20 protein-coding genes are annotated in these 25,391 nt (G+C 71.6%); 12 read left to right on the forward strand and 8 right to left on the reverse strand.

What is annotated here, in order from left to right; genetic code table 11:
- Window positions 1-123 precede the first annotated feature (123 nt).
- Window positions 124-639, forward strand: a complete 516-nt coding sequence (locus tag EV375_RS16345; protein ID WP_130300077.1) for an ATP-binding protein — start codon at window positions 124-126, stop codon at window positions 637-639.
- A 174-nt stretch (window positions 640-813) separates the two neighbouring features.
- On the opposite strand, the gene EV375_RS16350 is transcribed toward EV375_RS16345, so the two are convergent.
- Window positions 814-1,053: a DUF397 domain-containing protein gene (locus EV375_RS16350; RefSeq protein WP_055488823.1), complete on the reverse strand. Its 240-nt coding sequence runs from the start codon at window positions 1,051-1,053 to the stop codon at window positions 814-816.
- Between the two features lie 377 nt (window positions 1,054-1,430).
- On the opposite strand from EV375_RS16350, the gene EV375_RS16355 reads away from it, so the two are divergent.
- From EV375_RS16355 to EV375_RS16370, 4 genes are all read left to right on the forward strand, one after another.
- Window positions 1,431-3,338 carry an ABC transporter ATP-binding protein gene (locus EV375_RS16355; protein ID WP_130300078.1) on the forward strand — a complete coding sequence of 636 codons (1,908 nt, stop codon included), beginning with the start codon at window positions 1,431-1,433 and terminating at the stop codon, window positions 3,336-3,338.
- Between the two features lie 150 nt (window positions 3,339-3,488).
- Window positions 3,489-4,511 carry a rod shape-determining protein gene (locus EV375_RS16360; protein WP_130300079.1) on the forward strand — a complete coding sequence of 341 codons (1,023 nt, stop codon included), beginning with the start codon at window positions 3,489-3,491 and terminating at the stop codon, window positions 4,509-4,511.
- Window positions 4,512-4,647: 136 nt separating this feature from the next.
- A complete protein-coding gene (locus EV375_RS16365; RefSeq protein ID WP_130300080.1) occupies window positions 4,648-4,854 on the forward strand; it encodes a DUF2277 domain-containing protein in 207 nt (68 codons plus the stop codon).
- A gap of 97 nt (window positions 4,855-4,951) precedes the next feature.
- The gene (locus EV375_RS16370; RefSeq protein WP_486588511.1) at window positions 4,952-6,718 is read left to right on the forward strand and encodes a BCCT family transporter; all 1,767 of its coding nucleotides are present in this window, start codon (window positions 4,952-4,954) and stop codon (window positions 6,716-6,718) included.
- 128 nt (window positions 6,719-6,846) lie between these two features.
- Here EV375_RS16370 and EV375_RS16375 read toward each other — a convergent pair whose 3' ends face one another.
- Window positions 6,847-7,812 carry a DUF389 domain-containing protein gene (locus tag EV375_RS16375; RefSeq protein ID WP_130300082.1) on the reverse strand — a complete coding sequence of 322 codons (966 nt, stop codon included), beginning with the start codon at window positions 7,810-7,812 and terminating at the stop codon, window positions 6,847-6,849.
- 268 nt (window positions 7,813-8,080) lie between these two features.
- Between EV375_RS16375 and EV375_RS16380 the strand changes: the two genes are divergently transcribed.
- From EV375_RS16380 to EV375_RS16390, 3 genes are read left to right on the forward strand one after another with little or no spacing between them, the layout of a single operon-like run.
- Window positions 8,081-9,064, forward strand: a complete 984-nt coding sequence (locus tag EV375_RS16380; RefSeq protein ID WP_130300083.1) for a tripartite tricarboxylate transporter substrate binding protein — start codon at window positions 8,081-8,083, stop codon at window positions 9,062-9,064.
- On the forward strand, window positions 9,061-9,669 hold the full coding sequence (locus EV375_RS16385; protein WP_486588512.1) for a tripartite tricarboxylate transporter TctB family protein: 609 nt from the start codon (window positions 9,061-9,063) through the stop codon (window positions 9,667-9,669). Before EV375_RS16380 ends, EV375_RS16385 begins: the two co-directional genes overlap by 4 nt.
- 3 nt (window positions 9,670-9,672) lie before the next feature.
- Window positions 9,673-11,274: a tripartite tricarboxylate transporter permease gene (locus EV375_RS16390; protein ID WP_486588513.1), complete on the forward strand. Its 1,602-nt coding sequence runs from the start codon at window positions 9,673-9,675 to the stop codon at window positions 11,272-11,274.
- A gap of 381 nt (window positions 11,275-11,655) precedes the next feature.
- Here EV375_RS16390 and EV375_RS16395 read toward each other — a convergent pair whose 3' ends face one another.
- The 3 genes from EV375_RS16395 to EV375_RS16405 all read right to left on the reverse strand — a co-directional run bounded on the left by EV375_RS16395 (window position 11,656) and on the right by EV375_RS16405 (window position 14,693).
- On the reverse strand, window positions 11,656-12,420 hold the full coding sequence (locus EV375_RS16395) for a VTT domain-containing protein (RefSeq protein WP_130300084.1): 765 nt from the start codon (window positions 12,418-12,420) through the stop codon (window positions 11,656-11,658).
- A gap of 159 nt (window positions 12,421-12,579) precedes the next feature.
- The gene (locus EV375_RS16400) at window positions 12,580-13,521 is read right to left on the reverse strand and encodes a hypothetical protein (RefSeq protein ID WP_130300085.1); all 942 of its coding nucleotides are present in this window, start codon (window positions 13,519-13,521) and stop codon (window positions 12,580-12,582) included.
- 629 nt (window positions 13,522-14,150) lie between these two features.
- Entirely contained in the window at window positions 14,151-14,693 is a 543-nt protein-coding gene (locus EV375_RS16405) for a hemerythrin domain-containing protein (protein ID WP_130300086.1), read from the reverse strand.
- A 410-nt stretch (window positions 14,694-15,103) separates the two neighbouring features.
- On the opposite strand from EV375_RS16405, the gene EV375_RS16410 reads away from it, so the two are divergent.
- Entirely contained in the window at window positions 15,104-15,928 is an 825-nt protein-coding gene (locus EV375_RS16410) for an alpha/beta fold hydrolase (RefSeq protein ID WP_130300087.1), read from the forward strand.
- Window positions 15,929-16,199: 271 nt separating this feature from the next.
- Here the strand turns inward: EV375_RS16410 and EV375_RS16415 are convergent, their stop codons facing one another.
- On the reverse strand, window positions 16,200-17,015 hold the full coding sequence (locus EV375_RS16415) for a peptidoglycan recognition protein family protein (protein WP_130300088.1): 816 nt from the start codon (window positions 17,013-17,015) through the stop codon (window positions 16,200-16,202).
- An 87-nt stretch (window positions 17,016-17,102) separates the two neighbouring features.
- On the reverse strand, window positions 17,103-17,768 hold the full coding sequence (locus EV375_RS16420; RefSeq protein WP_130300089.1) for a VTT domain-containing protein: 666 nt from the start codon (window positions 17,766-17,768) through the stop codon (window positions 17,103-17,105).
- Between the two features lie 458 nt (window positions 17,769-18,226).
- Here EV375_RS16420 and EV375_RS16425 point away from each other — a divergent pair, with 458 nt between their 5' ends.
- A complete protein-coding gene (locus EV375_RS16425) occupies window positions 18,227-18,622 on the forward strand; it encodes a helix-turn-helix transcriptional regulator (RefSeq protein ID WP_130301897.1) in 396 nt (131 codons plus the stop codon).
- A 190-nt stretch (window positions 18,623-18,812) separates the two neighbouring features.
- On the forward strand, window positions 18,813-20,378 hold the full coding sequence (locus EV375_RS16430) for an ABC transporter ATP-binding protein/permease (protein WP_486588514.1): 1,566 nt from the start codon (window positions 18,813-18,815) through the stop codon (window positions 20,376-20,378).
- 48 nt (window positions 20,379-20,426) lie between these two features.
- Here EV375_RS16430 and EV375_RS16435 read toward each other — a convergent pair whose 3' ends face one another.
- Window positions 20,427-22,163: a hypothetical protein gene (locus EV375_RS16435; RefSeq protein WP_130300090.1), complete on the reverse strand. Its 1,737-nt coding sequence runs from the start codon at window positions 22,161-22,163 to the stop codon at window positions 20,427-20,429.
- 195 nt (window positions 22,164-22,358) lie between these two features.
- Between EV375_RS16435 and EV375_RS16440 the strand changes: the two genes are divergently transcribed.
- Window positions 22,359-25,124: an SCO7613 C-terminal domain-containing membrane protein gene (locus tag EV375_RS16440; protein WP_130300091.1), complete on the forward strand. Its 2,766-nt coding sequence runs from the start codon at window positions 22,359-22,361 to the stop codon at window positions 25,122-25,124.
- Window positions 25,125-25,391: the final 267 nt, after the last annotated feature.

Below are 25,391 nucleotides of genomic sequence, written 5' to 3' on the forward strand. Positions count from 1 at the left end.
CATGTCAGGGCAGTTGCGGAAGACGGGGTACGGGGACCGAGGAACAGCGAGACCAATCGGGACAGCAAATCGACCGGATCCACACAGGATCATCACTGCCGCGAACGCCAGGAGTGGCTCGTCATGGGGACCGAAGGATCGACTGTGCTGGAGCCCTTGTGGCGCGGCCTCCCGCACCTCGACCACTCGACCGTCTCCGGGTCCGCCACCTGTGCACTGCCGGCTCGCTTCGATGCGGTCAAGAGTGCACGGGACTTCACCCGTGAGACGCTGCAACGCTGGCGGCTGGAGGGTGAGTTCGACACCGTCGCCCTCGTCGTCTCGGAACTGGTGACCAACGCACTGCGTCACGGACTGACGGCACCGCTGACTCCGGCGCCGGACCCGGCCTCCCCGGTGAGACTCGACCTGATGCGCTGGGCGTCACGGCTGGTGTGCGCCGTGCGCGACCCGAGCGGCGCACCGCCGGAGACCACCAACAACTGCACCGAGTACGCGGACTTCACCGCCGAGTCGGGCCGGGGTCTGTGCCTTGTGGAGTCCTTCAGTGACGGCTGGGGCTGGCATCCGATGACGGGCATGATGCGCGGCAAGGTCGTCTGGGCGCTCTTCCGCCTCACGTCCGTGCGGCCCGTGTAGGCCGCACCCCGCGGCAGGGGTCGCGGCTCCGGGGCGTGAGGGCGCCGGAAAGTCAGGCAGCCGGAACGGTGGCCGGGGCCCCGGCCACCGTGCTCCGTGAATTCGCCGGCGGGCGGCTCAACCTCCGCCCGGGGGAAAGGCGTCTTCACTGACGGCCCTGCTGCCGAAGCGGGGTCAGTCCTGCACGAGGTGGTCGAACTCGCCGTCCTTGACGCCGAGAAGCATCGCTTCGATTTCCGCGGGTGTGTAGAGCAGCGCCGGGCCGTCCGGGAAGCGTGAGTTCCGTACGGCGATGTCACCGCCGGGGAGTTTCGCGAACTCTACGCAGGTGCCCTGCGAGTTGCTGTGCCGGCTCTTCTGCCACTCGACCCCGTGCAGGTCCCTGGCGGCCATGCCGTTGTACGGGTGAGGCACTTGGATCTCCCGGGCTGGTGCGGTGGGGGGTGTCGCACAGTGCGCGGTGGGGACACCGTTGTCCTTCAACTGCCCCGGATCATAGCCCCGTTCATGTGCTTATGCATGTGCCGATGCACGTGCACGACACCCTGTCGCTGTGCCATCACAGCCGGTCAAAGCCCCTCGCGGAGGGCTGATCACCCATCACCCGGAGTCCGCGGGTTCCGCTTCTCGCCGCCTCCGGAGCGGCACGGGAGCACGCATACCGCGGTCCCCCGGGTGACGTCCGCCGACGCACGGAGTACCCGCACACGGAACCATTGACTTCAAGGTAACTTCAACTTCTACGGTCGTCCCGTACCGCCTTACCCGTCGCCCGCCCCGCAGGAGAGACCATGAGTATGGAGACGACCGCGTGGCACGCGCTCTACTCCACCCGCTTCGCACAACAGGACAAGCGCCCCTTCTCACGGGCCACGCTCGTCCGCATCCTCCGCTTCGCCCGCGGCCACCGCCGGTCGCTCCTGGCCTTCCTGGGCTTCAGCAGCGCGCTGGCCCTGCTCACCGTGGCCACTCCCCTCCTCGCGGGCAGGGTCGTCAACGCGATCACGGGCGGCGCCGCTGTCCATACCGTCGTGGTGCTCTCGTCCGTGATCGCGCTCATCGCCGTCGCGGAGGCTGCGACCGGTCTCCTCACGCGGTGGCTGTCCGCCCGTATCGGCGAGGGCCTCATCCTCGATCTGCGCACAGCGGTCTACGACCATGTGCAGCGACTGCCGGTCGCCTTCTTCACACGCACACGTACGGGCGCGCTCGTCAGCCGGCTCAACAACGACGTGATCGGGGCGCAGCGCGCGTTCAGCAACACCCTTTCCCAGGTGGTCAGCAACCTCGTCACGCTGCTGGCGACCCTCGTGGTGATGCTCCAACTGTCCTGGCAGATCACGCTGCTGACGCTCGCACTGCTCCCGCTCTTCGTGCTGCCCGCGAGACGGATGGGCGCGCGGTTCGCCCGCCTTGAACGTGAACGCGCCGATCACAACGCCGCGATGGGCAACCAGATGACGGAGCGCTTCTCGGCGCCGGGCGCCACTCTCGTGAAGCTCTTCGGCCGGCCGGAGGAGGAGTCCGCGGAGTTCGCACGGAGGGCCGGCCGCGTGCGGGACATCGGCATCCGTACGGCGATGGTCCAGCACCTGTTCATCAGTTCACTCACTCTCGTCTCCGCCCTCGCGCTCGCCCTCGTCTACGGGCTGGGCGGCTACTACGCCCTGCGCGGCACTCTCGACCCGGGCACCGTGGTCTCCCTCGCGCTGCTGCTCACCAGGCTGTACGCGCCGTTGACCTCGCTCGCCGGTGCGCGGGTGGAGGTGATGAGCGCGCTGGTCAGCTTCCAGCGGGTCTTCGAAGTGCTCGACCTGAAGCCGCTGATCGAAGAGAAGCCGGACGCCGTCCCCGTTCCCGAGGGGCCCGTCTCCGTCGAGTTCGACGACGTGCACTTCGCCTATCCGTCGGCGGAGAAGGTCTCACTCGCCTCCCTCGAGGACGTCGCCGCGCTCGACGCCCGCGGCGGGGAGGAGATCCTGCACGGCGTGTCCTTCCGCGCCGAGCCCGGAGCAATGGTGGCGCTGGTCGGCTCCTCGGGCGCGGGCAAGTCGACCATCGCCTCACTGGCTCCGCGGCTCTACGACGCGGACAGCGGCACCGTGCGCATCGGCGGCACGGACGTGCGTGACGTGACCGCGGCCTCGCTGCGCCGCACCCTCGGCATGGTCACCCAGGACGGGCACCTCTTCCACGAGACCATTCGCGCCAACCTGCTGCTGCCACGCCCCGGGGCCACCGAAGACGAACTGTGGGACGCGCTGCGGCGCGCACGCCTCGACGGGCTGATCGCCGCGCTGCCGGAGGGGCTCGACACCGTCGTCGGCGAACGCGGCTACCGGCTCTCGGGCGGGGAACGCCAGCGGCTGACCATCGCACGGCTGCTGTTGGCGCAACCCCGCGTGGTGATCCTGGACGAGGCGACGGCCCACCTCGACTCGACCTCCGAGGCCGCCGTCCAGGAGGCGCTCGCCGAGGCGCTCGCCGGACGCACGTCCGTGGTGATCGCGCACCGCCTGTCGACCGTACGGGCCGCGGATCTCATCCTCGTCCTGGAGAGCGGACGCATCGTCGAACGCGGCACGCATGAGGAGTTGCTCGCTCTCGGCGGACGCTACGAGCAGCTGTACCGGACGCAGTTCAGCGAGCGGCCTCCGCTGCCGTCAGCGGAGGAAGCGGCTGCGCCCGGCCTGCGCTGAGTCCCCGGCGGGCGGCCCGGCGCAGCCCCCGGCGAATCACCCGGCCGGTCCAGCCCAGCGGGCGGCACCACGAGGCGGTGTGCACGCTGAGGTCAGGGTCCCCACGCGCGAGCGGACCCCTCCAACGCACCGGCAAGGATGGGGAACACCGTGAGCAAGCCTCTTGACCAGCTTCGCCGTTGCTCCGTAGCCGTCGACGTCGGCTCCGCCCGCACACGGGTCCACATCAAGGACGCGGGGCTCGTCGTGGACGAGCCGTCCGTCGTCGCGGTCAACACCTTCTCCGGGGCGCTGATGGCCGTCGGCTCCTCCGCCGAGCGCATGGACGGACGCACACCGGGCCACATCCGCGTCGTGCGTCCCGTCACCAACGGCACCGTGGTCGACATCGAGATGGCCCAGCGGATGCTGCGGGCGCTGGTCGGCTCGTCGGTACGGCGTGCGTGGCGGCGGCGGGGCGCCATGCAGCGCGCCGCCGTCACGATTCCGCACAACGCCGATCCGCTGGCCCGCAGCGCGGCGATCGAGACCCTGACGGGGGTGGGCGCGAAGCAGGTGGAGCTGGTGGACACCCCCACTGCGGCCGGTGTCGGCTGCGGACTGCCCGTCGAGCAGCCCGAGGCGACGATGATCCTGGTCTGCGGAGCCACGACGACCCAGATCGCGGTGCTGTCGCTGGGGGCGATCGTCTCCGCGACGACGGTGCCGATGGGAGGCGACACCATTCATCACGCGGTCGTGCAGCACCTGCGCAACCACCACGAGCTGATCCTGCCGAGCCAGGCCGTCCGTCCGCTGCACCTGGCGCTCACGGGTGCCGGCGAGGGCCAGACGACCGAGGTGTGGGGCCGCGACGTGGCGACCGGCACGGCCCGCACCGTCTGCATCAACCCGGACGACGTGCGGGCGGCCATACAGGCCCCTCTGATCGGGCTCTCCGATGCGATCCGCAGCGTCCTCCACAACTGCCCGCCCGACCTGGTCGCGGACCTGGCCGACCGGGGCATGGTGCTGGCGGGCGGCAGCGCGCTGCTGCCCGGGCTCGACGAGCGTCTGCGCGCGGGCACGGGCATGCCTGTCCACATCGCGGACCAACCGTCCCTCAGCGCGGTCAAGGGCCTCGCGGCCATGGTGGAAGGGCGGGTCATGCCACTGAACGTCGATGTCCACTGATCAAGGCCCCGCCGGACCGTCCCGGTCCTCAGCTGCCCTCCCTTCCCCCTCGGGCTCCGCCCGGGGAGGCCCCGAATCCGTCTGCCGGCCGTCCCGGACGGTTACCGGGCGGGCCGGGCGGACGTAGCGTCGAGGTATGTGCAGAAACATCAAGACACTCCGACCGCCCTATGCCGAGGCCGTCACCGAGGACGACGTACGGGCCGCCGCCCTTCAGTACGTACGCAAGGTGTCAGGCTTCCGGCAGCCCGCGGCACACAACGCCGAAGCCTTCGAGAAGGCCGTCGAACGAGTAGCAGCGGCGACCGGGGACCTGCTCGGGTCACTGGTCGTGCGTGGCTGAAGAAACAGATACACGGACGGCATGCTGATCAGGAAGTCGGGTAGCTGCTCCCCGATCTGATCCAGAACTGAAAGGTCCAAGCGTGCCGGAAAAACGGGTGGAACAGAACGCAACCGGGGAGCCGCCGGGCGGCGCCTCCGCCGGTCTGCGAGCCACGCCGAAGCCACAGACCGACAAAGTGGTGTTCGGTGTCACAGCTCTGCTGACGCTGGCCTTCGTGGTCTGGGGGGCGGTCGCCACCGACTCCCTGGACAGCGCAGCGACAGCGATGCTGAACAGCACTATGCACAACGGCGGTTGGGCGTTCGTACTCGCCGCCTCCGGCTTCGTCGTCTTCTCGCTCTGGCTGGCTTTCAGCCGTTACGGGAAGATCACCCTCGGTAAGGAGGGCGAGAAGCCGGAGTTCCGGACGGTGTCATGGGTCGCGATGATGTTCAGCGCGGGCATGGGCATCGGCCTGATGTTCTACGGCGTCAACGAGCCGCTGTCGCACTTCGCCGACCCGCCCCCGGGGACGGGCGGCTCCGCGCCCGAGCGGATGCAGACCGCGATGGCGACGACTCTGTTCCACTGGACCCTGTATCCCTGGGCCATCTACGCCGTCGTCGGTCTGGCCATCGCCTACAGCTGCTTCAGGCGGGGCCGGCGGCAGACGATCAGCGCCGTCTTCACACCGCTCATCGGCGAGAAGCGCGCGAACGGCACCTTCGGCCGTGTCATCGACATCCTGGCCATCTTCGCCACCCTCTTCGGCTCCGCCGCGTCGCTGGGCCTCGGCGCCCTGCAGATCGGCAGCGGTGTGAAGGAGGTCAACTGGGCCTCGCAGGTCGGGACACCGGTCCTGGTGGTCATCATCGCGGTGCTGACCGCATGTTTCGTCGCCTCCGCGATCTCGGGTGTCGAGAAGGGCATCCAGTGGCTGTCCAACATCAACATGGTGCTGGCGGGGCTGCTGGTCCTCTTCGTCTTCGTCGTCGGTCCGACGGTGCTGATGCTGAACCTGCTGCCGACGTCGCTGGGCTCGTTCATCGGTGATCTGCCGCAGATGGCCGCGCGCACGGACGACACCGCGGGCAAGGACGTCGCGGGGTGGCTCTCCAGCTGGACCGTCTTCTACTGGGCGTGGTGGATCTCGTGGACGCCCTTCGTCGGCATGTTCATCGCGCGCATCAGCCGGGGCCGTACGATCCGGCAGTTCGTCGGCGGCGTGATCCTCGTGCCGAGCGTCGTCAGCCTGGTCTGGTTCGCGATCTTCGGTGGCACGGCCATCAGCCTGGAGCGCGGCGGTGCGAAGCTGACCGACCAGTCGACGGCGGAGGGCCAGCTGTTCGCGATGCTGCGCGAGTATCCGATCGCGAGCGTCACCAGCCTCATCGTGATGCTCCTGGTCGGCATCTTCTTCGTGTCCGGCGCCGACGCGGCGTCCATCGTGATGGGAACCCTGTCGCAGAAGGGCACCCTGGAGCCTGGCAGGAACGTCGTGATCGTCTGGGGTGTGCTGACCGGTGCCGTCGCCGCGATCATGCTGCTGATCGGCGGTGGTGGAGCATCGGCGCTGACCGGTCTGCAGAACCTGACGATTCTCGTGGCGGTGCCGTTCACGATCGTGATGGTGGGCATGTGCATAGCGCTCACGCGGGACTTGCGGCGCGACAGGCTCATCGTCGTCGGCGAACGCGGTGACGAAGCCATCGAGACCGCTGTGCTCGCCGGCCACAAGCAGTACGGCGGCGAGTACGAGATCCTCATCGGGCCGACCAACGGCACCTCCTCGGAGCCGGGCGACAGTGCCTCACCGGCCGGCGGTTCGCAGGACTCGGCCGAGGGCGACGACGGCAAGGCCGGCGCGCTACAGCCGGACTGAGCCCGCCGGGAGCCGGACCGAGCGATCCCCGAGCCGGTCCCGCCCCTCCCGTACGAACGACGGCGCCCCGCACGTGATCACGTGCGGGGCGCCGTCGTTCGTGTCACCGGGACAATCGCGGCCGGGCCTCACCCCGGGGTGGGGCGCGCCCGAGCCGGCCGGGACGGGAGATCTCTGCGCTTCCAGGCCCAGAACGCCTTCTGCCCCGACAGCGTGAGCGTGCCCGCGACCACGATGCCGCCCAGGTTCAGTGCCAGCTGCTCGGCGGAGGCCAGGGCATCGCCCAGGAGGCCGTAGCTGAGCGCCATGGCGGCGTTGGCCGCCGCCGGCACGGTCGTCACCGAGATCGCGACGCCCACCAGCGCACCGGACTTGGCGGAGGTCAGGGAGAGTATCCCGGCGACGCCCGCCAGGACGGCCACCACGAACGACATCCAGTCCGGGTTCCAGACGAAGTCGCTGACCGGGTGCGGCAGTCGGTACTTCTGCTCCGTGAACAGGCCGACGGCGTCCATCAGTTCGGTGAAGACGCCGGTCGCGGCCATCGCCACCGGGAAGCCGACCACCAGCGCCGTCAGCGGCCGCAGCGCCAGACGCGGGCTTCGGCGGACCAGCGCCGTGCAGACACCCGCGAGCGGCCCGAACTCCGGCCCCACCACCATGGCGCCGACGATGAGGATCGCGCTGTCGAGCATGACACCGCAGGCCGCCAGCATCGTCGCCACGACGAGGAACGCCAGATAGGTGAGCGAGAGCCGGGACTCCTCGTGCGTCGCGTCGGTCAGCGACTCCCACATGACGGCGTCCACACCCTCGCCGGGGGCGTCGACCTCGGCCTGGGTGCCGCGCACGGAGAGGGTGAGGTCGATGTCCTCGACGGAGATCGCCCCGTGCGCGTCGAGGCCGAGCCGGCGCAGCTCCGATATGAGCTCGTCGGCGGCCTCGCGGGCGACGTCGCACATCACCACGTCGCCCTCCGGGTCGCGGGCCGCGCCCGGCAGAACGACCAGATGGGCGGTGCCCACGGTCGAATCCAGAAGGGCTCCGACCTCACCGGTGCGCGATGACGGGACGATCAGCCGCAGATGAAGCATGCACGGAAGAGTAGACGGAGCCCCCGCGGGCTCCGCACGGACCTCCCCCTCCCCCTCTCAGCCCGCCCGGCGACCCCAACTGCCGTTCCATGGCGGCTAGTTCGCCCGCCCACGGGCTCCCTGAGCAGCCTCGTGAACACAATGACCACAACGACCATTAAGTTCTTTCGCGCACAGGGGGCGAAACCGCCGCGTACCCCGTGCAGCATGTGGGCCGTCCCGTCCCCAGCAGGACCTCACCACGAATCCACGAAAGGCGGTGCCCCGCGTGCGTCAGCGCACACTCCTGTCTCTTCTCGGGGCGACGCTGCTCGTACTGATCGGCCCCCCGCTGATCACAACGGGCAGCGGTGCCGAGACAGGGACGAACATCCCCGGGCTTCAGTTCATGGTGCCCAACACACCGGGCGGCGGCTACGACATCACCGCCCGCACCGCCGCCAAGGACGCGGAGGACGCCGGACTCAACCACAACATCGAGGTGTTCAACCTGCCCGGCGCCGGCGGCACCGTCGGCCTGACCCGGCTCGTCAACGAGCGCGGCAACGGCAAGCTCGCCATGTCGATGGGCCTCGGCGTCGTCGGCGCGGTACGCACGAACGACTCACCCTCCACGCTCGACGACGCGACACCGATCGCGCGCACGGTGGAGGAGCCGAACATCGTCGTGGTCTCGAAGAAGTCCAAGTACAAGACGTTCGAGCAACTGCTCGCCGACTGGAAGAAGAAGCCCGGCTCGCTGCCCGTCGGCGGCGGCTCCTCGGCCGGAGGCCCCGACCACCTGGCCCCGATGCTCATGGCCAGGGACGCCGGCATCGAGGCCGAGTCCGTGAACTACGTGCCCTTCGACGGCGGCGGCGAACTCCTCGCGTCCGTGCTCGGCGGCAAGGTCGCGTTCGGCATATCCGGCATCAGCGAGTACCGCGACCAGATCGAGTCCGGCGAACTGCGCCTCCTCGCCGTCACGGGAAAGAAGCGGATCGAGGGCTTCGACGCCCCGACCCTCAAGGAGGCGGGCATGGACGTCGAGTTCACCAACTGGCGCGGCATCATGGCGCCGCCGGACCTGTCGGAGAAGAAGCGCGCCAAGCTCATCACCTTCTTCGACGAACTCCACCGCAGCCCCCAGTGGCAGAAGTCCCTCAAGCGGAACGGCTGGGACGACGCGTATCTGACCGGTGAGAAATACGGGCGCTTCCTCAAGGCCCAGGACAAGCGCGTCCAGTCCGTCCTCGAGGAGGTGGGGAAGTGAGCACCGGATCCACGGAGTCCAAGGAACCCACGCGGGGCCAGGACACACCGGCAGCCGGTTCCGGAGGGGTGAACTCACCCGGTTCGGCGGGTGGTTGGCGCGAATGGCTGCGCGGCCGCTCCGAACTCGGCGTCAGTGTCCTGCTGCTGGTCGTCGGCGTGCTCGTGCTCGGCGACACGTTCACCATGGAGACCGTCGCGGGCCAGCGCGGCCCGGTCGGCCCCAGGACGGTGCCGCTCCTCGTCGGCGTCGCCCTGCTCGTGGTCGCCGTCTTCCTGGCCGTCGACGTGCTGCGCGGCGGGCGCGGAGAAGGTGTCCCGCGGGGGGAGGAGCCCGCGGGCGAGGAGCCGGCAGGCGAGCCCACCGACTGGCGCACCGTCGCGCTCCTGGCCGGGATCTTCCTCGCCGGTGCCGTCCTCATCGACCCGCTCGGCTTCCCGATCACCGGCGCACTGCTCTTCTGGGGCTCGGCGTACGCCCTGGGCAGCCGCAACCTCTCCCGCGACCCGCTGATCGCGGCCGTCCTGTCCCTGGCCACCTTCGCGGCCTTCAACACCTTGCTGGGCGTGCCACTGCCCGGCGGCCCGCTGATGGGGGTGCTCTGACCGATGGAATCTCTCTCGTCCCTGCTCGACGGCTTCGGCACGGCGCTGACGCCGCTCAACCTGCTGTGGGCAGCGGTCGGCGTGCTGCTGGGCACCGCCATCGGCGTGCTGCCCGGCATCGGTCCGGCCATGGCGGTCGCGCTGCTGCTGCCGGTGACGTACGGGCTCGACCCGGTCGGCGCGTTCATCATGTTCGCGGGCATCTACTACGGCGGGATGTTCGGCGGCTCGACCACCTCCATCCTGCTCAACACTCCCGGTGAGAGCGCCGCCGTCGTCGCGGCCATCGAGGGCAACCCGATGGCCAAGTCGGGGCGCGGCGCGCAGGCGCTCGCCGCCGCCGCCATGGGCCACTTCGCGGGCGGCCTGATCGGCACGATCCTGCTGGTGGCCCTGGCGCCGACCGTCGCCGCGCTCGCGGTGGACATCGGCGCGCCGGACTATCTCGCGATCATGGTGCTGGCGTTCATCGCCGTCACCTCGGTGCTCGGCCGATCGCGTGTGCGGGGCTTCGCGGCGCTGCTGATCGGACTGACGATCGGCCTCGTCGGACTCGACCAGATGACGGGCCAGCAGCGGCTCACCTTCGGCAGCCTCCAGCTCTCCGACGGCATCGACGTCGTCATCGTGGCCGTCGGGCTCTTCGCCATCGGCGAGGCGCTGTGGGTCGCCGGCCACGCGCGCAGGAGCGCCGGGGAGTCGATCCCGGTGGGACAGCCGTGGCTCGGCCGGTCCGACCTCCGGCGCACCTGGAAGCCGTGGCTGCGCGGGCCGGCCATCGGGTTCCCCTTCGGTGCGATCCCGGCCGGCGGCGCCGAGATCCCCACGTTCCTCTCGTACGTCACGGAGAAGCGCCTCTCCCGGCACAAGAAGGAGTTCGGCAAGGGCGCGATCGAGGGCGTCGCGGGGCCCGAGTCGGCGGCGTCGGCGTCGGCCGCGGGCACCCTGGTCTCGCTGCTGACCCTCGGTCTGCCGACGACCGCCGTGGCCGCCGTGATGCTCGCGGCGTTCCAGCAGTACGGCATCCAGCCCGGTCCTCTGCTCTTCGAGCGGGAGCCCGACCTGGTGTGGGGTCTCATCGCCTCGCTCTTCGTCGGCATGGTGCTGCTTCTGATGCTCAACCTGCCGCTGGCGCCCGTGTGGGCGAAGCTGCTGCGCATCCCGCGCCCGTACCTGTACGCCGGGATCCTCTTCTTCGCCGCCGTCGGGGCCTACGCGGTGGGCGGCGAGGCCATCGACATGGTGATCCTGCTCGTCATCGGGATCGTCGGGCTGATGATGCGGCGCTTCGGCCTTCCGGTGCTGCCCGCGATCATCGGCGTCATCCTCGGGCCCAACGCCGAGCAGCAGCTGCGCCGGGCTCTGCAGATCAGCGACGGCAGCGTGACCGGGCTGGTGAACACCCCGTTCGCCGTCACGGTCTATGCGGTGATCGTCGTGCTGCTGGCCTGGCCGTGGCTGCGGCGCCTGGCCGGCGGCGGACGCCCCGGGTGGCCCGGTGGGCGACGCGGGGGCGGGAACGGCGGCGGGAACGGCGGGGCCGACGGCGCTCCGGACGCGCACGACAGCGACGAGCGGGACGACAAGGAGGACGCCAAGGTCTGAGGCGGCACCCCGTCCCCGCCTCCTGTCCGCCGCTGGTCACAGCGCCGCGCCCCGTCCGTCCGGAGTCACCGGGCGGGCGGGGCGCCGTCGTGTGCGGGAGGCGCTGCCGGTGAGGGCGGCGCGAGGTGGGACGAGGCCGTGCGGGAGGGTGCGGTCCGGGAGCCGTGTGTGCTCGGAGTGCGGCCTCAGCGGCGGGCGTCTCCGGGTGCGGCCTCAGCGGCGGGCGTCTCCGGGTGCGGCCTCAGCGGCGAGCGTCTCCGGGCGCGGCCTCAGCGGCGAGCGTCTCCGGGCGCGGCCTCAGCGGCGAGCGTCTCCGGGCGCGGCCTCAGCGGCGAGCGTCTCCGGGCGCGGCCTCAGCGGCGAGCGTCTCGGGGCGCGGCCTCAGCGGCGAGCGTGACGGCCGCGCCGGCCGCCGTCGTCCGGCGAGTTCCCCGGGACGTCGGCGTCCGCGGCCGCATCCGGCCGCCCCGACCCGGCCGCGGGGGACGCCGAAGCCGACGGACCCGCGTCCGAGGCCCCGCGCTGCTTGTTCTTCCGTGCACGCACGAGCTCGACCACGATCGGCGTGACGGACAGCAGAACGATGCCGACCAGCATCATCTCGATGTTCTCGCGCACCCAGGCGATCTGCCCCAGCATGGCCCCGAGGAGCGTGACACCCGCGCCCCACAGCACGCCGCCGACGACGTTGAAGATCACGAAGGAGCGGTAGGGCATCCGGCTCACGCCCGCGATGATCGGCGTGAACGTCCGGACGATGGGCACGAAACGGGCCAGCACGAGCGACTTGGGGCCGTACTTCTCGAAGAACTCGTGGCCCTTCTCCACGTTCTCCTGCTTGAACAGCCGGGAGTCGGGGCGCCGGAAGATAGCGGGGCCGACCTTGCGTCCGAAGAGATAGCCCGCCTGGTCGCCGAGCACCGCGGCGATCACCACAAGCAGGCAGACCAGCCACAGCGGATAGTGCAGATACTGGTCCGTCGCGACGAGCAGACCGGCCGTGAACAGCAGCGAGTCACCCGGCAGGAAGAAGCCGATGAGCAGGCCGGACTCCGCGAAGACGATCACCAGGATGCCGACCAGGCCGAAGGTCTGGATCAGAAAGTCCGGATCGAGCCAACTCGGTCCCAGCGCGAGGGCGGTCACGTCACAGGCTCCTCATCAGTCGCACCGCAGGGGTGGCTGTCGTCGGGGGAGGTACACGCTATCAACGCTCGCGCAGGCCCGAACGTGCCGCCCGACCCGCTCCGGTCGGCGCTCTCCGCGTTGTCCCCGGCTCCGGCACCCGTTCGGGACGGGGCAACGTCACGCCTGCGGCGCGGGCAGCATCTCGTTCCAGTTCGCCCAGTACCCGCCGTATCCGTCGGGAACGAGACCGTCCGGCAGGAGCATGTCTCCCGGGGAGCTCATCTGCTGGGTGGGGATGCCCGTGTGGTGTGTCGCGGTCTCCCTGCGGTGCTTGCCGCCCTGCCGTCCGGTCTCCTCCGGCGTGACGAACAGCCGTCCCTGCGCGGAGAGATACTGCGCACGGGCGGTCAGCCTCCGCAGGTCGGTGCCGAGTTCGAGCGCGAGGATCTCCAGGTCGACACCGGACTGCCAGCCGTCGACGAGCACCGCGTCCTGAACGGGCGACCACCCCATGTGGTCCGGCAGTTGGGCGTGGTCGTAGCTCTGGAAGTGTTCCTGCGGCTGCTGGTAGTGCTCCTGGGTCTGGTAGTACGACTGCGCCGCGTGATGCTGGACCTGCTGCTGGTGCTGCGCCTGGTACTGCACGTGCGCGTGGGACGGCATCTGCTGCGCCTGCGGCGCCTGCTGCTGTTGCTGGCCGTGCGCCTGGTACTGCGGCTGCGGATGGTCGGGCGCCTGCATGTGGTCGCCGGCCTGCGCGGACGTCTGCGTGTGCGCGTGGGGGTGTGCCGCCTCGTTCGCCCGTGCGTTCTCGTCGGCGCCGGGGCCCGGGCCGGGGTGCTGATGCTGGAGCGGTGCCATCAGCAGATCGTCCGCGAGCAACCGGGCATCGTCCCTGCCCACGGTGCGGCGCGCGATGCGCACTTCACGCTCGGGAAGGCCGAGCATCTCGGCGACCGCCTTGTCGTTGCCGACCACCACTGCGAACGCCGCGAGGGAACGGGCCCGGCTCGCCTGGGCGTCGTCCAGCGTCGTCTGCGCCGAACGCACCTCCTCGTCGCTCTGGCAGAAGGCTCTCGCCAGCACCGTGTGCCGTTCCCACAGCTCCCGAGGCTCCATGCAGACCCCGTGTCCTCTCGGTCCTTATGTACTGAATTCACAGCCCAAATCATGCAATCCGTATCTTCGTAGACCTCAATCTAGTGGCGGCAACGGCGATATCCGTCGCGCCGTGGCGGGGTCCGGCGCGTTTCCCTGCGATTCCCCCGGGGTACACAAGTACGGCCCGACGGACGGCTGTCAGGCCGTCACTTCCGGGCGCCCCGCTCGTAGGCACCGCCTCGCCGGCAGCGGGCTCCCGTCCTCGCCGCGGGCGGCGCGTGCCGCCGGTACCGGACGACTGCGCTTCAACTCATCGTGTTGCCAGAGCAGTTGAGGTGCGTGGGCCTGGGCGTGCGCAGGTCCCGGAAGACAGCGGGGAGTTGAATCCGGTGCCGTGCCGGTCTCCGGCGGCCACGGCGACGGACACGCGCCGCGGCACCACCGGACCATCGGGAACGCATCCGCAGCACCGGACGCAGATGTGTTTCCGGTCCTCGTACGTATCCGCATGAATCGCCCGATGGAAGTACCTCCCGTGCACCGACGGGACTTCCACGGCACGGCGAAGACCCGGCGCACGGCAGCGTCGAGGGGGCGGCTCCCGCCAGCTCCGCGCCCGGTCTTCGCCGTCAGCCGCGCTTCACGCGTCAGCTCCCGGACGGTTCGGCCGCCTCCTTCACGATCCTGCGCACGTTCTCCAACCGGCCCGGCGCCGAGGCCAGTTGGTCGCGCCGGGCGCGGGCGAACGCCCGTCCCAGTTCGGCACGGCGCTCCGATCCGACGTTCTCGCGGGTGTCGTTGATGAGGGAACGCTCCTCCTCGTCCAGGTGGTGGTTGACCGCCTGAACCAGGGCCTCCAACTTCTCGTCCCAGTCCTCGCTGCCGGGTGCGCCGGCCTCCAGCAGCGCGAGCAACGCCTCGTTGCCCTCGGCGTGTTCCTCCACGCTGTGCTCGACGTCCTCCTCGTCCACCTTCCGGTAGCGGCGCAGCACGGGGTAGACCTCCGCCTCCTCCGCCTCGGCGTGAGCGATGAGCAGATCGGCGAGCCTGTGCAGGGCCGCTTCACGGTCGGCGTCGACGCTGCGCATCTCGCGGAACAGATCCTCCATCGTGCGGTGGTCCCTGAGGATCAGCTCCACGACGTCTTCCGCGTCTTCGTGCTTGTGCTGCTCAGCGGGTGAGTCGCCCATGGCACCTCTTCCGTTCCGTGCGGTCTGTGCGGTCTTCCGTTCTCTCAGGCCCTGTCGCTCTCTCAGGCCCTGTCGCTCTCACTCCCGGTTCCGCTCACCGCGGGTCGAGCGCTCGACTGGTTCCCCTCACCGGGCGCGGCAGTCGTACGCGAGCGGGGCTTTCCTGCCTCCTTCAGGAAGGGGCACGGAACCGGCACACCAAGTCACCGGCATTGACTCTCTGTTCCCGGCAACCGCTCCACCGGCGGCGATGCGGTCCGCGTTCGCGAGACCGGCGGACGCGCGCGACGGTGGGGAGTGTGTCCCCTCTTCCGGGGCGGCACGGGCCCGGCCCGGAAGAGCCGGAAGAACCGGCAGAGCCGGAGACGACCGGCAGAACCGGAAGACCGCAGGACGGAAGGAGTCCGGCCATGGGCACCATCACCACCTCGGACGGGACCGAAATCTTCTACAAGGACTGGGGATCGGGGCGTCCGGTCGTCTTCAGCCACGGCTGGCCGCTGACCGCGGACGTCTGGGATCCGCAGCTCTTCTTCATCGCCTCCCAGGGCTACCGCGTCATCGCGCACGACCGTCGCGGCCACGGCCGTTCCGGACAGCCGGGGAGCGGCCACGACATGGACACCTACGCCGACGACCTCTCGCAGCTGATGGACGGCCTCAACCTCAGCAACGCCACGCTCGTCGGCCACTCGACGGGCGGCGGCGAGGTGACGCGCTACCTCGGCAAGCACGGAACGGCCCGCGCCGCGCAGGCTGTGCTGCTGAGCGCCGTACCGCCGCTGATGCTGAAGACGGACGCGAATCCCGAGGGGCTGCCGATGGACGTCTTCGACGCGATACGCGAAGGCGTGCGGAAAGACCGATCGCAGTACTACCAGGACCTCACAGCGCCCTTCTACGGCGCCAACCGCGCCGGCTCGGACGTCTCCGAGGGCACGCGTGACGCGTTCTGGCTGATGGCGATGTCCGTGGCGCTCAATGCCTCGTACGACTGCGTGAAGGCCTTCTCCGAGACCGACTTCGCGGACGACCTGACCCGGATCGACGTCCCCGTCTTCATAGCCCAGGGCGACGACGACCAGATCGTCCCCATCGAGGCCGCCTCGCCGAAGACCGCCGAACTCGTCAAGGACCCGACCCTCAAGATCTACCCGGGCTGGCCCCACGGGCTGTACGGCTCCCATCACGACATGTTCAACAACGACCTGCTGTCTTTCCTCAACTCCGCCTGAGCGCCGGCCCGGGGCGGGGCGCGAAGCGGGGGCGGGGGCGTGCACGCTCCGACGGGCCGGTCTCCTCGACGTCCCGCCACCCCGGTCTCTCGGCGTCCCGCCACCGGGGCGGCCCTTGGCGGACCGGCGGAGGTGCATCGAGGCGCGGTGATCGAGGTGCGGGGACCAAGTGGCGGTGATCGAGGGGCGGTGATCGAGGGGCGGTGATCGAGGGGCGGTGATCGAGGGCGCGGGCGCCGCTGCGGGCGACTGGCGGCGAGTCGGCTCCGGTTCAGCGCCCCTCCGGCTTCGTCGACGGGCGTCCCTGCCTCCTGGCGTCGGCCCGCTCGCGCAGGCGTGCCGTCTCCTCGCGTATCTGCCCGAGCTTGCCGTACAGGGCTCCGCCCGGGCAGGAGGTCTCGTAGGCGTCGCGGTGCCCGGATATGACCTGGAAGCGGGCGCGGTCACCCTTGTCGAAGCGGCTCTCGCCGCTGGAGGAGACGAGCTGCGCCGTGCCGCGCGGGTCGATGCCGCGCCGCAGTTTCCACGCGGCGACCGCGGCGATCGAGTCGATCATCGCCGGCGGCACCTCGACGCCCTCGTCGAAGGTGCCCATCGCGGCTATGCCGAGGCTGCGGGCGTTGAAGCCTTTGGTGTGCGCCCCTTCGACGGAGCGGCCAAGGGCACCGGAGCGCCCCTCGTAGATCTTCCCGCAGCGGTCGACGACGAAGTTGTAGCCGAGATCGTCCCATCCGCGCTCGACGTGTTCCGCCTCGAGCTGCCGGAGCATGCGGGGCACCGCACGGCAGTCGTAGCCGTTGGGCTGGCTCGTGTGGTGGACGAAGACGACCTGCACGCTCTTCGTGGACGACGCCGGCTCCCGCACAAGGCTCTCGTCGGCATGCCAGGCGTTGCGCGGGACTATGCCGGGGCGGGGCGCGCCGGGCAGGGTCTGCCCCCCGGCCGGCTCGCGGTGCCGAGGGCGGTGGGCGGTGGGCGACAGGGCATCCCTCACCGGCTCCTCCCAGCTCATGGCGAACGCGAGCGGCAGGAGTGCCGCGTACACGAGCCTGCCGGGTCGCCTGCGCTTGGGCTTACGGTGCCGCATAGGACAAAAGGTGCACCGGCGTGACGCACGGGCACAGGCGACCGGTTCCGTTCGGGTGACGGGGCGCTCCGTTCCGGCCGGGCCCCGCTACCGCGGCACGGGGTCCTGGCCCGGGGGCTCCGCGGGCTCTGCGGCGCCTCCCGTCTCCGCGGCGCCTGCGCAGCGTCCGGTCTCCGCGGCGCCTCCCGTCTCCGCGGCGCCTGCGCAGCGTCCGCGCGCGATACGGCGCAGGACCCACACGGCGCCGGCGACCAGGAGCGACACCAGCGGGCCGATGAGCCACCGGGCCACGCCGTCCAGGGCGTACCGGCCGCCGAGATACCCGAGCCCGACCGTGTACGAGACGAACACGGCCTCGGCGATGACCGCACCGAGGAAGAAGCTGCGCACCGGGTAACCGACCACGCCCGCGGTCAGCCCGCCCACGCCCCGCCCGCCGGGGACGAAGCGCACCGCGATCACCGAAGGCACTCCGTACCGCTCCAGCCCGGCCGCCGTCCGCTCCAGCATCGCCCTGCGCCGGGGTCTGCGCCGCAGCCAGGTGACGACCCGTCCGCCGGCCTTCCGGCCCGCCCAGAACACGCCCAGATCACCCACGACGGTGCTGACCAGCAGCACGAGGACGAGAACGGGCAGGCTCAGCCCGCCGGTCGCGGCCATGGCACCGGCACCGGCCACCAGGGCCGAGTTCGGCACCATGGGCGGCATGGTGGCGAGCACCAGCAGGACGTAGATCCAGTGCGCACTCTCCATGTCCACCGCTCCCGGCGCCGTGGGTCATCGCCTGATTCGCAGGCTGACAGCAGCCGGGACTGTCTTCAACAGACGGAAGATGAGCCCGGGGACAACTCCGAGTTCTTCTCTGGGGGCTCGCGGCGGTCACCCTGAGACCGGCACCGCCCGCCCCCGGCCCGCTCCCAGGCCGGGCCGCGGGGCCGCCGTGGAGGTACGGGCGCCCCGGCCGCCCGCGCCCGGGGCGAGGACTCCGGGCGGTACGCCATGCCGGTGCTTCTCTCCCGGACGCCGGGCCCGGAACAGCCGGCGGACGAGCACCGTCCCGGGCGGAGCCGCACGGCGGACCAGGGACGGACAGGCGGCGCTGCCCCCGCACCTCGACATATGCGAGGAGATCTCCCGAGTCAGCCCGCATCTGCCACGTGAAATCTCCTGAGGTCTTGCAGATGCGGGAAATGGCGCTTGGCTTTCCCGGCATGCAGAGCTACACGATCGGCCAGGCGGCTCGTCTGCTCGGGGTGAGTCCCGACACGGCACGTCGCTGGGCCGACGCCGGCAGAGTCGCGACGCACCGCGACGAGGGGGGCCGCCGCCTCATCGACGGAAAGGATCTGGCCGCCTTCTCCGTCGAGGTGGGCCAGGGCGGCCTCGACGAGGACGAGGTCTCCTACACCTCGGCCCGCAACGCCTTCCCCGGCATCGTGACCGCCGTCAAGACGGGCGATGTCGCGGCACAGGTGGAGATCCAGGCCGGTCCGCACCGGCTGGTGTCCCTGTTGACGAGGGAGGCGGTCGACGAACTGGGCCTGGAGGTCGGCATGCAGGCCACGGCCAGGGTGAAGTCGACCAACGTGCACATCGACCGCACGTGAGCGGGCCGCAGCCGCAGCCCGAGTCCGTCTCGCCGGGGCACGGCCGCCCTCCGTTTCCCGCCCCTCCCCCGCGCCCCTCCCCCGCGCCCGTCCACGCTCACCGCCCTCACCGCCAAGGACCGTCGGCGGCGTCGCGCTGCTGCTGGGATTCGGGCGTCGCGGCCTCCTCGGGCCGTGGCTGGAAGGCGAGTTGGGCATCGTCCTGCCGTTCCACACCTCGGGCGCCGTGGTCGCCGCGACCTTCGTCGCCATGCCGTTCCTTGTCATCAGCCTCGAAGGCACCCTCGCGGGGCTCCGTCCGAGCTACGAGGAGACCGCCGCCTCGCTCGGGGCCTCGCCGGTGCGGGTGTTCTTCACCGTCACCCTGCCCCTCGTCGCCCCGGGGCTCGCCGCCGGAGCCGCCCTCACCTGGGCCAGGGCGCTCGGCGAGTTCGGCGCCACCATCACCTTCGCGGGGAACCTGCCCGGGACGACGCAGACGCTTCCGCTCCAGGTCTATCTCCTGTTGCAGGACCGGCCGGAGGCCGCAACGTCCGTGTCACTGCTGCTGCTCGCGGTCGCCATGGCCGTCCTCGTCGCCCTGCGCGGACGCTGGGCCGGCACCGCCGGAACCGGCACCGCACGCCGGGACGGAAAGCCACGGGAGGAGGACGAGAAGCCGGCGGAAGGCGGCGGCGGCACACCGCACGACGCCGCGCTGTCATCAACTCCGGGGCAGCAGTGGGCCCTTCGTACGGAGGTCACCGGCTTCAACGACGTCACCCTCGACGCCCCCGGTGGCACCACCATCGCCGTCGTCGGACCCAACGGGGCGGGCAAGTCGACCCTTCTGCGCGCACTCCTCGGACTCACCCCACGGGCCCACGCCCGACTGCGCCTCGGCGACACCGACGTTACGAACCTGCCGCCGCACCGCCGCGGCGTGGCCTGGGTGCCCCAGGACGGCGCTCTCTTCCCGCACCTCACCGCGATCGCCAACACCGCCTACGGACTGCGGACTCAAGGCGTGGGCCGCTCAGAGGCCCGCCGCACGGCGCAGGACTGGCTCGACCGGCTCGGCGTGGGGCACCTCGCCCGGCGCAAACCGGCCCAGCTCTCCGGCGGGCAGGCCCAACGCGTCGCGCTGGCACGGGCGTTGGCCGCCCGCCCGCGACTGCTCCTCCTCGACGAACCCCTCGCCGCCCTCGACCAGACCACGCGCGCCCGGGTGCGCCACACGCTGCGCACACATCTCGAAAGCTTCGGCGGAGTCTGCCTGCTCGTCACCCACGACCCCGTCGAAGCCATCTCCCTCGGCGACCGCGTACTCGTCCTCGACGACGGACGGACCCTTCAGTACGACACGCCCGGCGAAGTCTCGCGGCACCCGCGCTCCCCGTGGGTGGCCCGGATGCTCGGCCGCAACGCCTGGCCCTGCACGGCCAGTTCGGACGGAACGCTCACCCTCACCGGCGGAGGCACCCTCGTCGCCGCCGACCCCATGACCGAGGGCACGCACGCGCTGGCGGTCATCGCTCCCGAGGCCGTCTCCCTGCACCGCGAACGGCCCGCCGGCAGCCCCCGCAACAACTGGCCGGGAACAGTCCGGGAGATCACCGCCCTCGGGAGCCGCCTCCGTGTCGTCATCGCCTCCGACCAGGTCCCCGACCTCGTCGCCGAGATCACCCCGCAGGCGGCGACCGATCTGGGGCTCGGCGACGGCACGGCCGTGTGGGCCAGCGTCAAGGCCACCGAGGTCACCCTGGTCGCGCGGTGAGGACACGCCGGTCCGCCGGACAGTCAACAACGCTCGTGACCAATACACCTAGGGCCGCGTCAGCGCCTGCTTCGCCTGCTCGCGGTTCTTCTCGAACTCGTCCGCGTAACCCTGGGCGTCGGAACCCTCCCAGTAGGGGCCGCCGTTGTAGCGGGCGGCCAGCTCGCGGTACTGCTCCGGCGTCATCCGGTCGGCCGGTACGCCGGCGAAGGAACAGTGGGCCTTGAGGTCGGCCAGGTGCTTCGCGGAGATCAGCAGGTTCTGGGTGGGGTCCTTCAACGAGGCCGTCAGCTCGTCGCGTTGGCCCTCGGTGAGGTTCGCCGGGTCGTATCCCAGCGTCTCCGCGGCGCGGCGGACCTGCACGGCCATCGGCCCGAAGGAGGTGTTGTCGCGGTCCCCCGCGAGCGGCCCGGGCAGGTTGCCGGGAGTGACGGGGCTCCAGTCCGACTCGGCGGTGTGCCGCAAGAATTGGGTCACGTCGTCGGCCAGGTAGGGCTTGCCGCCGACCTCGACCCAGGCGATGCCCGCCAGCAGGTCCGGCGGCAGACCGTACGCCCGCGCGGCCACCTTGACGGCGGTCCTGTTGGCCTCGATCCACTCCTTCCGGCTGCCCAACGCGTCGGTCAGCCACCGGCTGCCGACGTCGGGCATGTTCTCCCGGTGGCCGCGCAGATCCTGAAGCAGCGGCGACACCCTCTCGTCGCCGAGCGCCGGCAGGCTCCCCTTCCCCGGGGCGCTGCCGGGGAGCCGCGTCAGCGAGTCGCGGGACAGTGCGTCCTCGTGCGACAGGGCCACACCTTCCGGGGGGAGCTCAACCGCCGTGTCGTCGTGGGCAGTCCGGAAGGCCGCGACCAGGGATTCGGCCCGCTGGAGTGCGGTCACGCAGTCGCGGCGCGGGCCCTGTTCGGCGCGGAGTGCCGCGCCGAAGGCCTCGCCTGCCCGCTCGTAGCAGCGATCGGCCTCGTCCGCGATCGCGTCGCGGTCCACGCCCAGTTCGGCGAACCGGTCGAGCAGGCCCTTCGAGGAGCGCAGATCCTCCCAGCGGCGCATCGGCTCGGCGTCCTGCGCGGTACGGGTGAGGGGGACGGCCCCACCCGAGATCACCTCGGAGAGCCGGTTCTGCGCGTCGCGGCCGTCCCGCAGTTTCGTCCTGGCCTCCTCGACGGCGGTGGCGTACTCCGACAGCGCCTTCCACGCCGCTTCGTAGCCGTCCCGCAGCCCCTGTACGAGGCGGGCCACATCCCCGATCAGGTCCTCGTACGAGTCGCCGGGCGCGCCGGGCGAGTCGTACGGGCCGCCCGCCCGGTCCGGTGCCTGCGCCTTCGCCTGCGCCTTCCGTACGGACGGGCCGACGGCGTCCAACAGATCGCACATGCGCCTGTACTCCGCGGCGTTGCGCCCGATGAGCCCCGGATCGCAGTTCTCCAGGAACCCGACGTCTGCGTGGTACGCAACGTCCGGCTCCCCCGCCCGCCCGCCGTACGGGGCCTCGAGGTCCCTGAGCGCCGTTGCCGTGCCGTCCTCGGCGGAGGTGGCGTCGTGCCCGGCGGACCCGGGCAGCGTGGACAGCGCGGCCAGCAGGCCCGCGAGTTTCCGGCCCCGGTCGTCGGCGACGCGGGCGAAGTCGACCACCGCCGCGGACACTTCGGCGTGCGAGCGCGGCACGCGTGCCATGGTGCCGATGTCCCCGTCGAGGCGTCCCCGCTCGAGCAGCCCGGCGACCGGCCGCAGCAACCGCGCACTGCCGTCACCCGGCTCCCGCACCGCACCGAAGCCCTCACTCATGCGCCAACTCTCCCCGGTGGCCGCGGTTCAGGACGGCCAAGCGTATGGCATGCCCTCGAACCGGCCGCTCGCGGCCGGGTGCGGCCGCGCGCTCGCAGCCGCCCGCCCCCGGCCGCCGAGTAGCAGGCAGTGAGGGGCGGATCTGAGTATCCCGACGGATGTCAGCGGCGCCGGCTCGGCGTCAGGCTGCCCGGCATGGAGTACAACCAGCCACCCGCACACTGCCCTGACTGCCGCGGACCGCTCGGGCAGGCGGCGGAGCACAGAGAGGGGGAAGGGGGCGGGCCGGCCCACTGCCCGTACTGCGCACTGCCGTTGACCGGCGAGGAGCACGGGGAAGTCCGGCGGATCGACGCGGAGCTGGCCGGTCTGGAACAGCGGCGCGCCGAACTCCACGGGCGGCGGCAGACCCTGCTGGCCGGGCTGCGGGCCTCGGCGCAGGCTGCCGCACCGAGTGGTGCCCAGGGCGCGGCGGCCCCGCGCTGGGCTCCGGGCGGTGCCTACGGGCCGCTGCCGGGGCACGGGCCCGTGCCCCGGCAGCGGCCCGCGGAGCGCGCCGAGACCTCCTCGTACACGGCTCGTAACGTCCTGCTCGTACTCGGCGGTGTGCTGCTCACCGTCGCCGCGTTCGCCTTCACCCTGCTGAACTGGGGCAGCATGGGCGTCGGCGGCCGCGCGGCGGTGCTCGGCGGGCTGACCCTCGGCACCCTCGCGGTTCCGCTCGCGCTGCTGCGCCGGAAACTGGCGGCCACCGCCGAGTCCGTCGCCGGTTTCGGGCTGGCTCTCCTGGCGCTGGACGCGTACGCATTGCACGAGGTCTGCTTTCCTCACGCGGACGGCCTCGCTTATTCCGCGACCAGCGCGGCGCTGATCGCCGCGCTGTGGGCCGGTTACGGGCTGACGCTTCCGGCACCGGGGCTGCGGCTGCCGCTGCCCTTCGCCGTCGTCGTCGCCCAACTGCCGCTGCCGCTCTGGTCGCTGGCCCTGGACGGAAGCGCGGACCGGACGGCCTACGCGCTCGCTGTGGCTCTGCTCCTCACCTTCGCGGCCGACGTCGCGCTGGCGGTGTCGCGGCAGCGGGACGGCAGTGCCCACCGGGCCACCACCCGGCCGGTACGGCTGACGGCCGCCGTGGCAGCGGTGCCGGCTGGAGCGCTCATGCTGGGCCTGGCACTGTCACAGCAGTCCGGCACCGTTGCCTCGGCGACCCGTTGGAGTGCCGTGCAGGCGGCGGCAGCGGCGGTGCTGCTGTATGCCGGGCAACGGCACCAGGCCCGCAGGCTGGCGGTGCCGCTGGGCGCGGCGGCCGGACTGATGCTGATCACGGCGCTGAAGGGCGTCGTTTGGGCCGTGGCAGGATCCGACGGCACAGCGGGCCGGGACTGGCAGGTGCTGGTCTATCTGCTGTGCGCGATGGGCCTGTTGGGCGCTGTGCTCCTCCTGCGCGGGGTGCGGGTACGGCTCGCACGGCAGTCCGCCGGACTCGTCGTGGCGGCCGTTGTGGTGCAGTGCGGGGCACTGGTGTCGACGCTGGCACCGGTGGCACAGGCGGTGTTCGGGCCGTGGCTCTTCGCGGAGCGGGCGTGGGAGGGCCCGCCGCACGGCCCGGTCCGGCAGGCCGTCGACGCTCAGCACGCATGGACCGGCTCCGCCGCCACGCTGCTCATCATCCTGCTGCTGGCGCTGTCCGTCCCGCTGCTCACCGGCAGCCTCGGCCCAACGACCGCACGGGACAATCAACAGCCCGCCGACGACGACGCGTTGAGCCGCCTGGCGGCTGCCCGGTCGTCCCTGCCCGTGCTGTCCGCCCTGCCGGTGTTGTGCGCCACGGCCGGTGCGACGGCTCCACTGGCACTCGGTCTTCCGTACGGGCCGACCGTGACCGTCGTCGCCGCGGCGGCGATCGTCCTGCTCGCCGCCGCCACCGTGGCAGACACCGCGACCGGCGTCACCGCACTGGTCTCGGGCCTCACCCTGGCCGCCACTGCGATCGGCTGGTCCCTCGCTCAACAGACCGCCACCCTCTCGGTGTTGGCCCTGCTGTGCGTGGCGTCCGCTGCGACCGCGGCCTGGTCGCCGAAGGGCGGCCCAGGCCCCCGGGCCGCGCTGGCGGCGTCGGCAGTGGAGTACGCGGCCGGGCTGGCCGGAGCGATCGCCGCGGCACAGGACCGTCCGGCGGACCAGGCGTCGTTCGCGGTGCTCGCGGTCGCGGTCGGCACACTGCCGGCGGCGGCCCGGCTCGGCGGCGGAGCGGCCGCGAAGGCGCCCGCGTCGCGGAAGGCGATGTCACTCGCCGTCGAATGCGCCGGATACGCAACGGCGTTGGCGGCTCTCGCGCTCTGCGCCCCGCACCCCGGCACGCTCTGGCTCGCCCTCGCCGTCTGCGCCGCCGGCGCCGCGGGCGTCGCCCTCCGCGCCGACCGGCGTCCGGGAGCGGGATACGCCTCAGCGGCATTGCTCGTACTCGCCACGTGGGTACGGCTGTCGGCGTCCGACATCTCCACCCCCGAGGCGTACACGCTGCCGGTCTCCGCCGCGCTGCTGCTCCTCGGGTGGCTGCGCAGGCGCCGGCCGAGCGGCAGTGCGGCGACGGAGCGGCCCCGGGTGTCATCCTGGTGGGCGTACGGCGGCGGACTCGCCTTCACCTTCGTGCCGAGCCTGGTCATGGTGTGGAGCGACCCGCACTGGCTGCGACCGCTTCTGCTGGGCGCCGGCGCGCTGGCCACCACCCTCGCGGGCGCCCGGTGGCGGACACAGGCGCCTCTGCTCCTCGGCGGTGTCACCCTCGCCTCGGTCGGCGCCCACGAACTCGCCCCGTACGTCGCCCAGGTCGCCGGGCTGCTGCCGCGCTGGCTGATACCCGCCCTCGCCGGCCTGCTGCTGGTCGCGACCGGCGCCACGTACGAGCGACGGCTGGAGGAGGCCCGGCGGCTGAAGCGCGCCTGGCTGCGGCTCGGTTGAGGGCGGTCCATGCGGCACGGACGGCGTGAGCGTGGTGAGCATGACGCCTCATCCGGACTGCGCGGCCGCTGACCGGGCCCCGAGACCCAGGGATCCGTCCGCAGGCCCGTGCCGCTGCAACGCGACCCCGGCGGGGAACCCTGCCGGGGTCGCCCGGTGACCTGCCGGGGTCGCCCGGTGACCCCGCCGGGACCGGCCAGGAACCCAGCCGCCCCGGCGACGCGGGGGTGCCTGCGGACCTGGGCGCCGGAGCCATCTGCCGCTGTG

Source organism: Streptomyces sp. CNZ301, assembly GCF_004217425.1.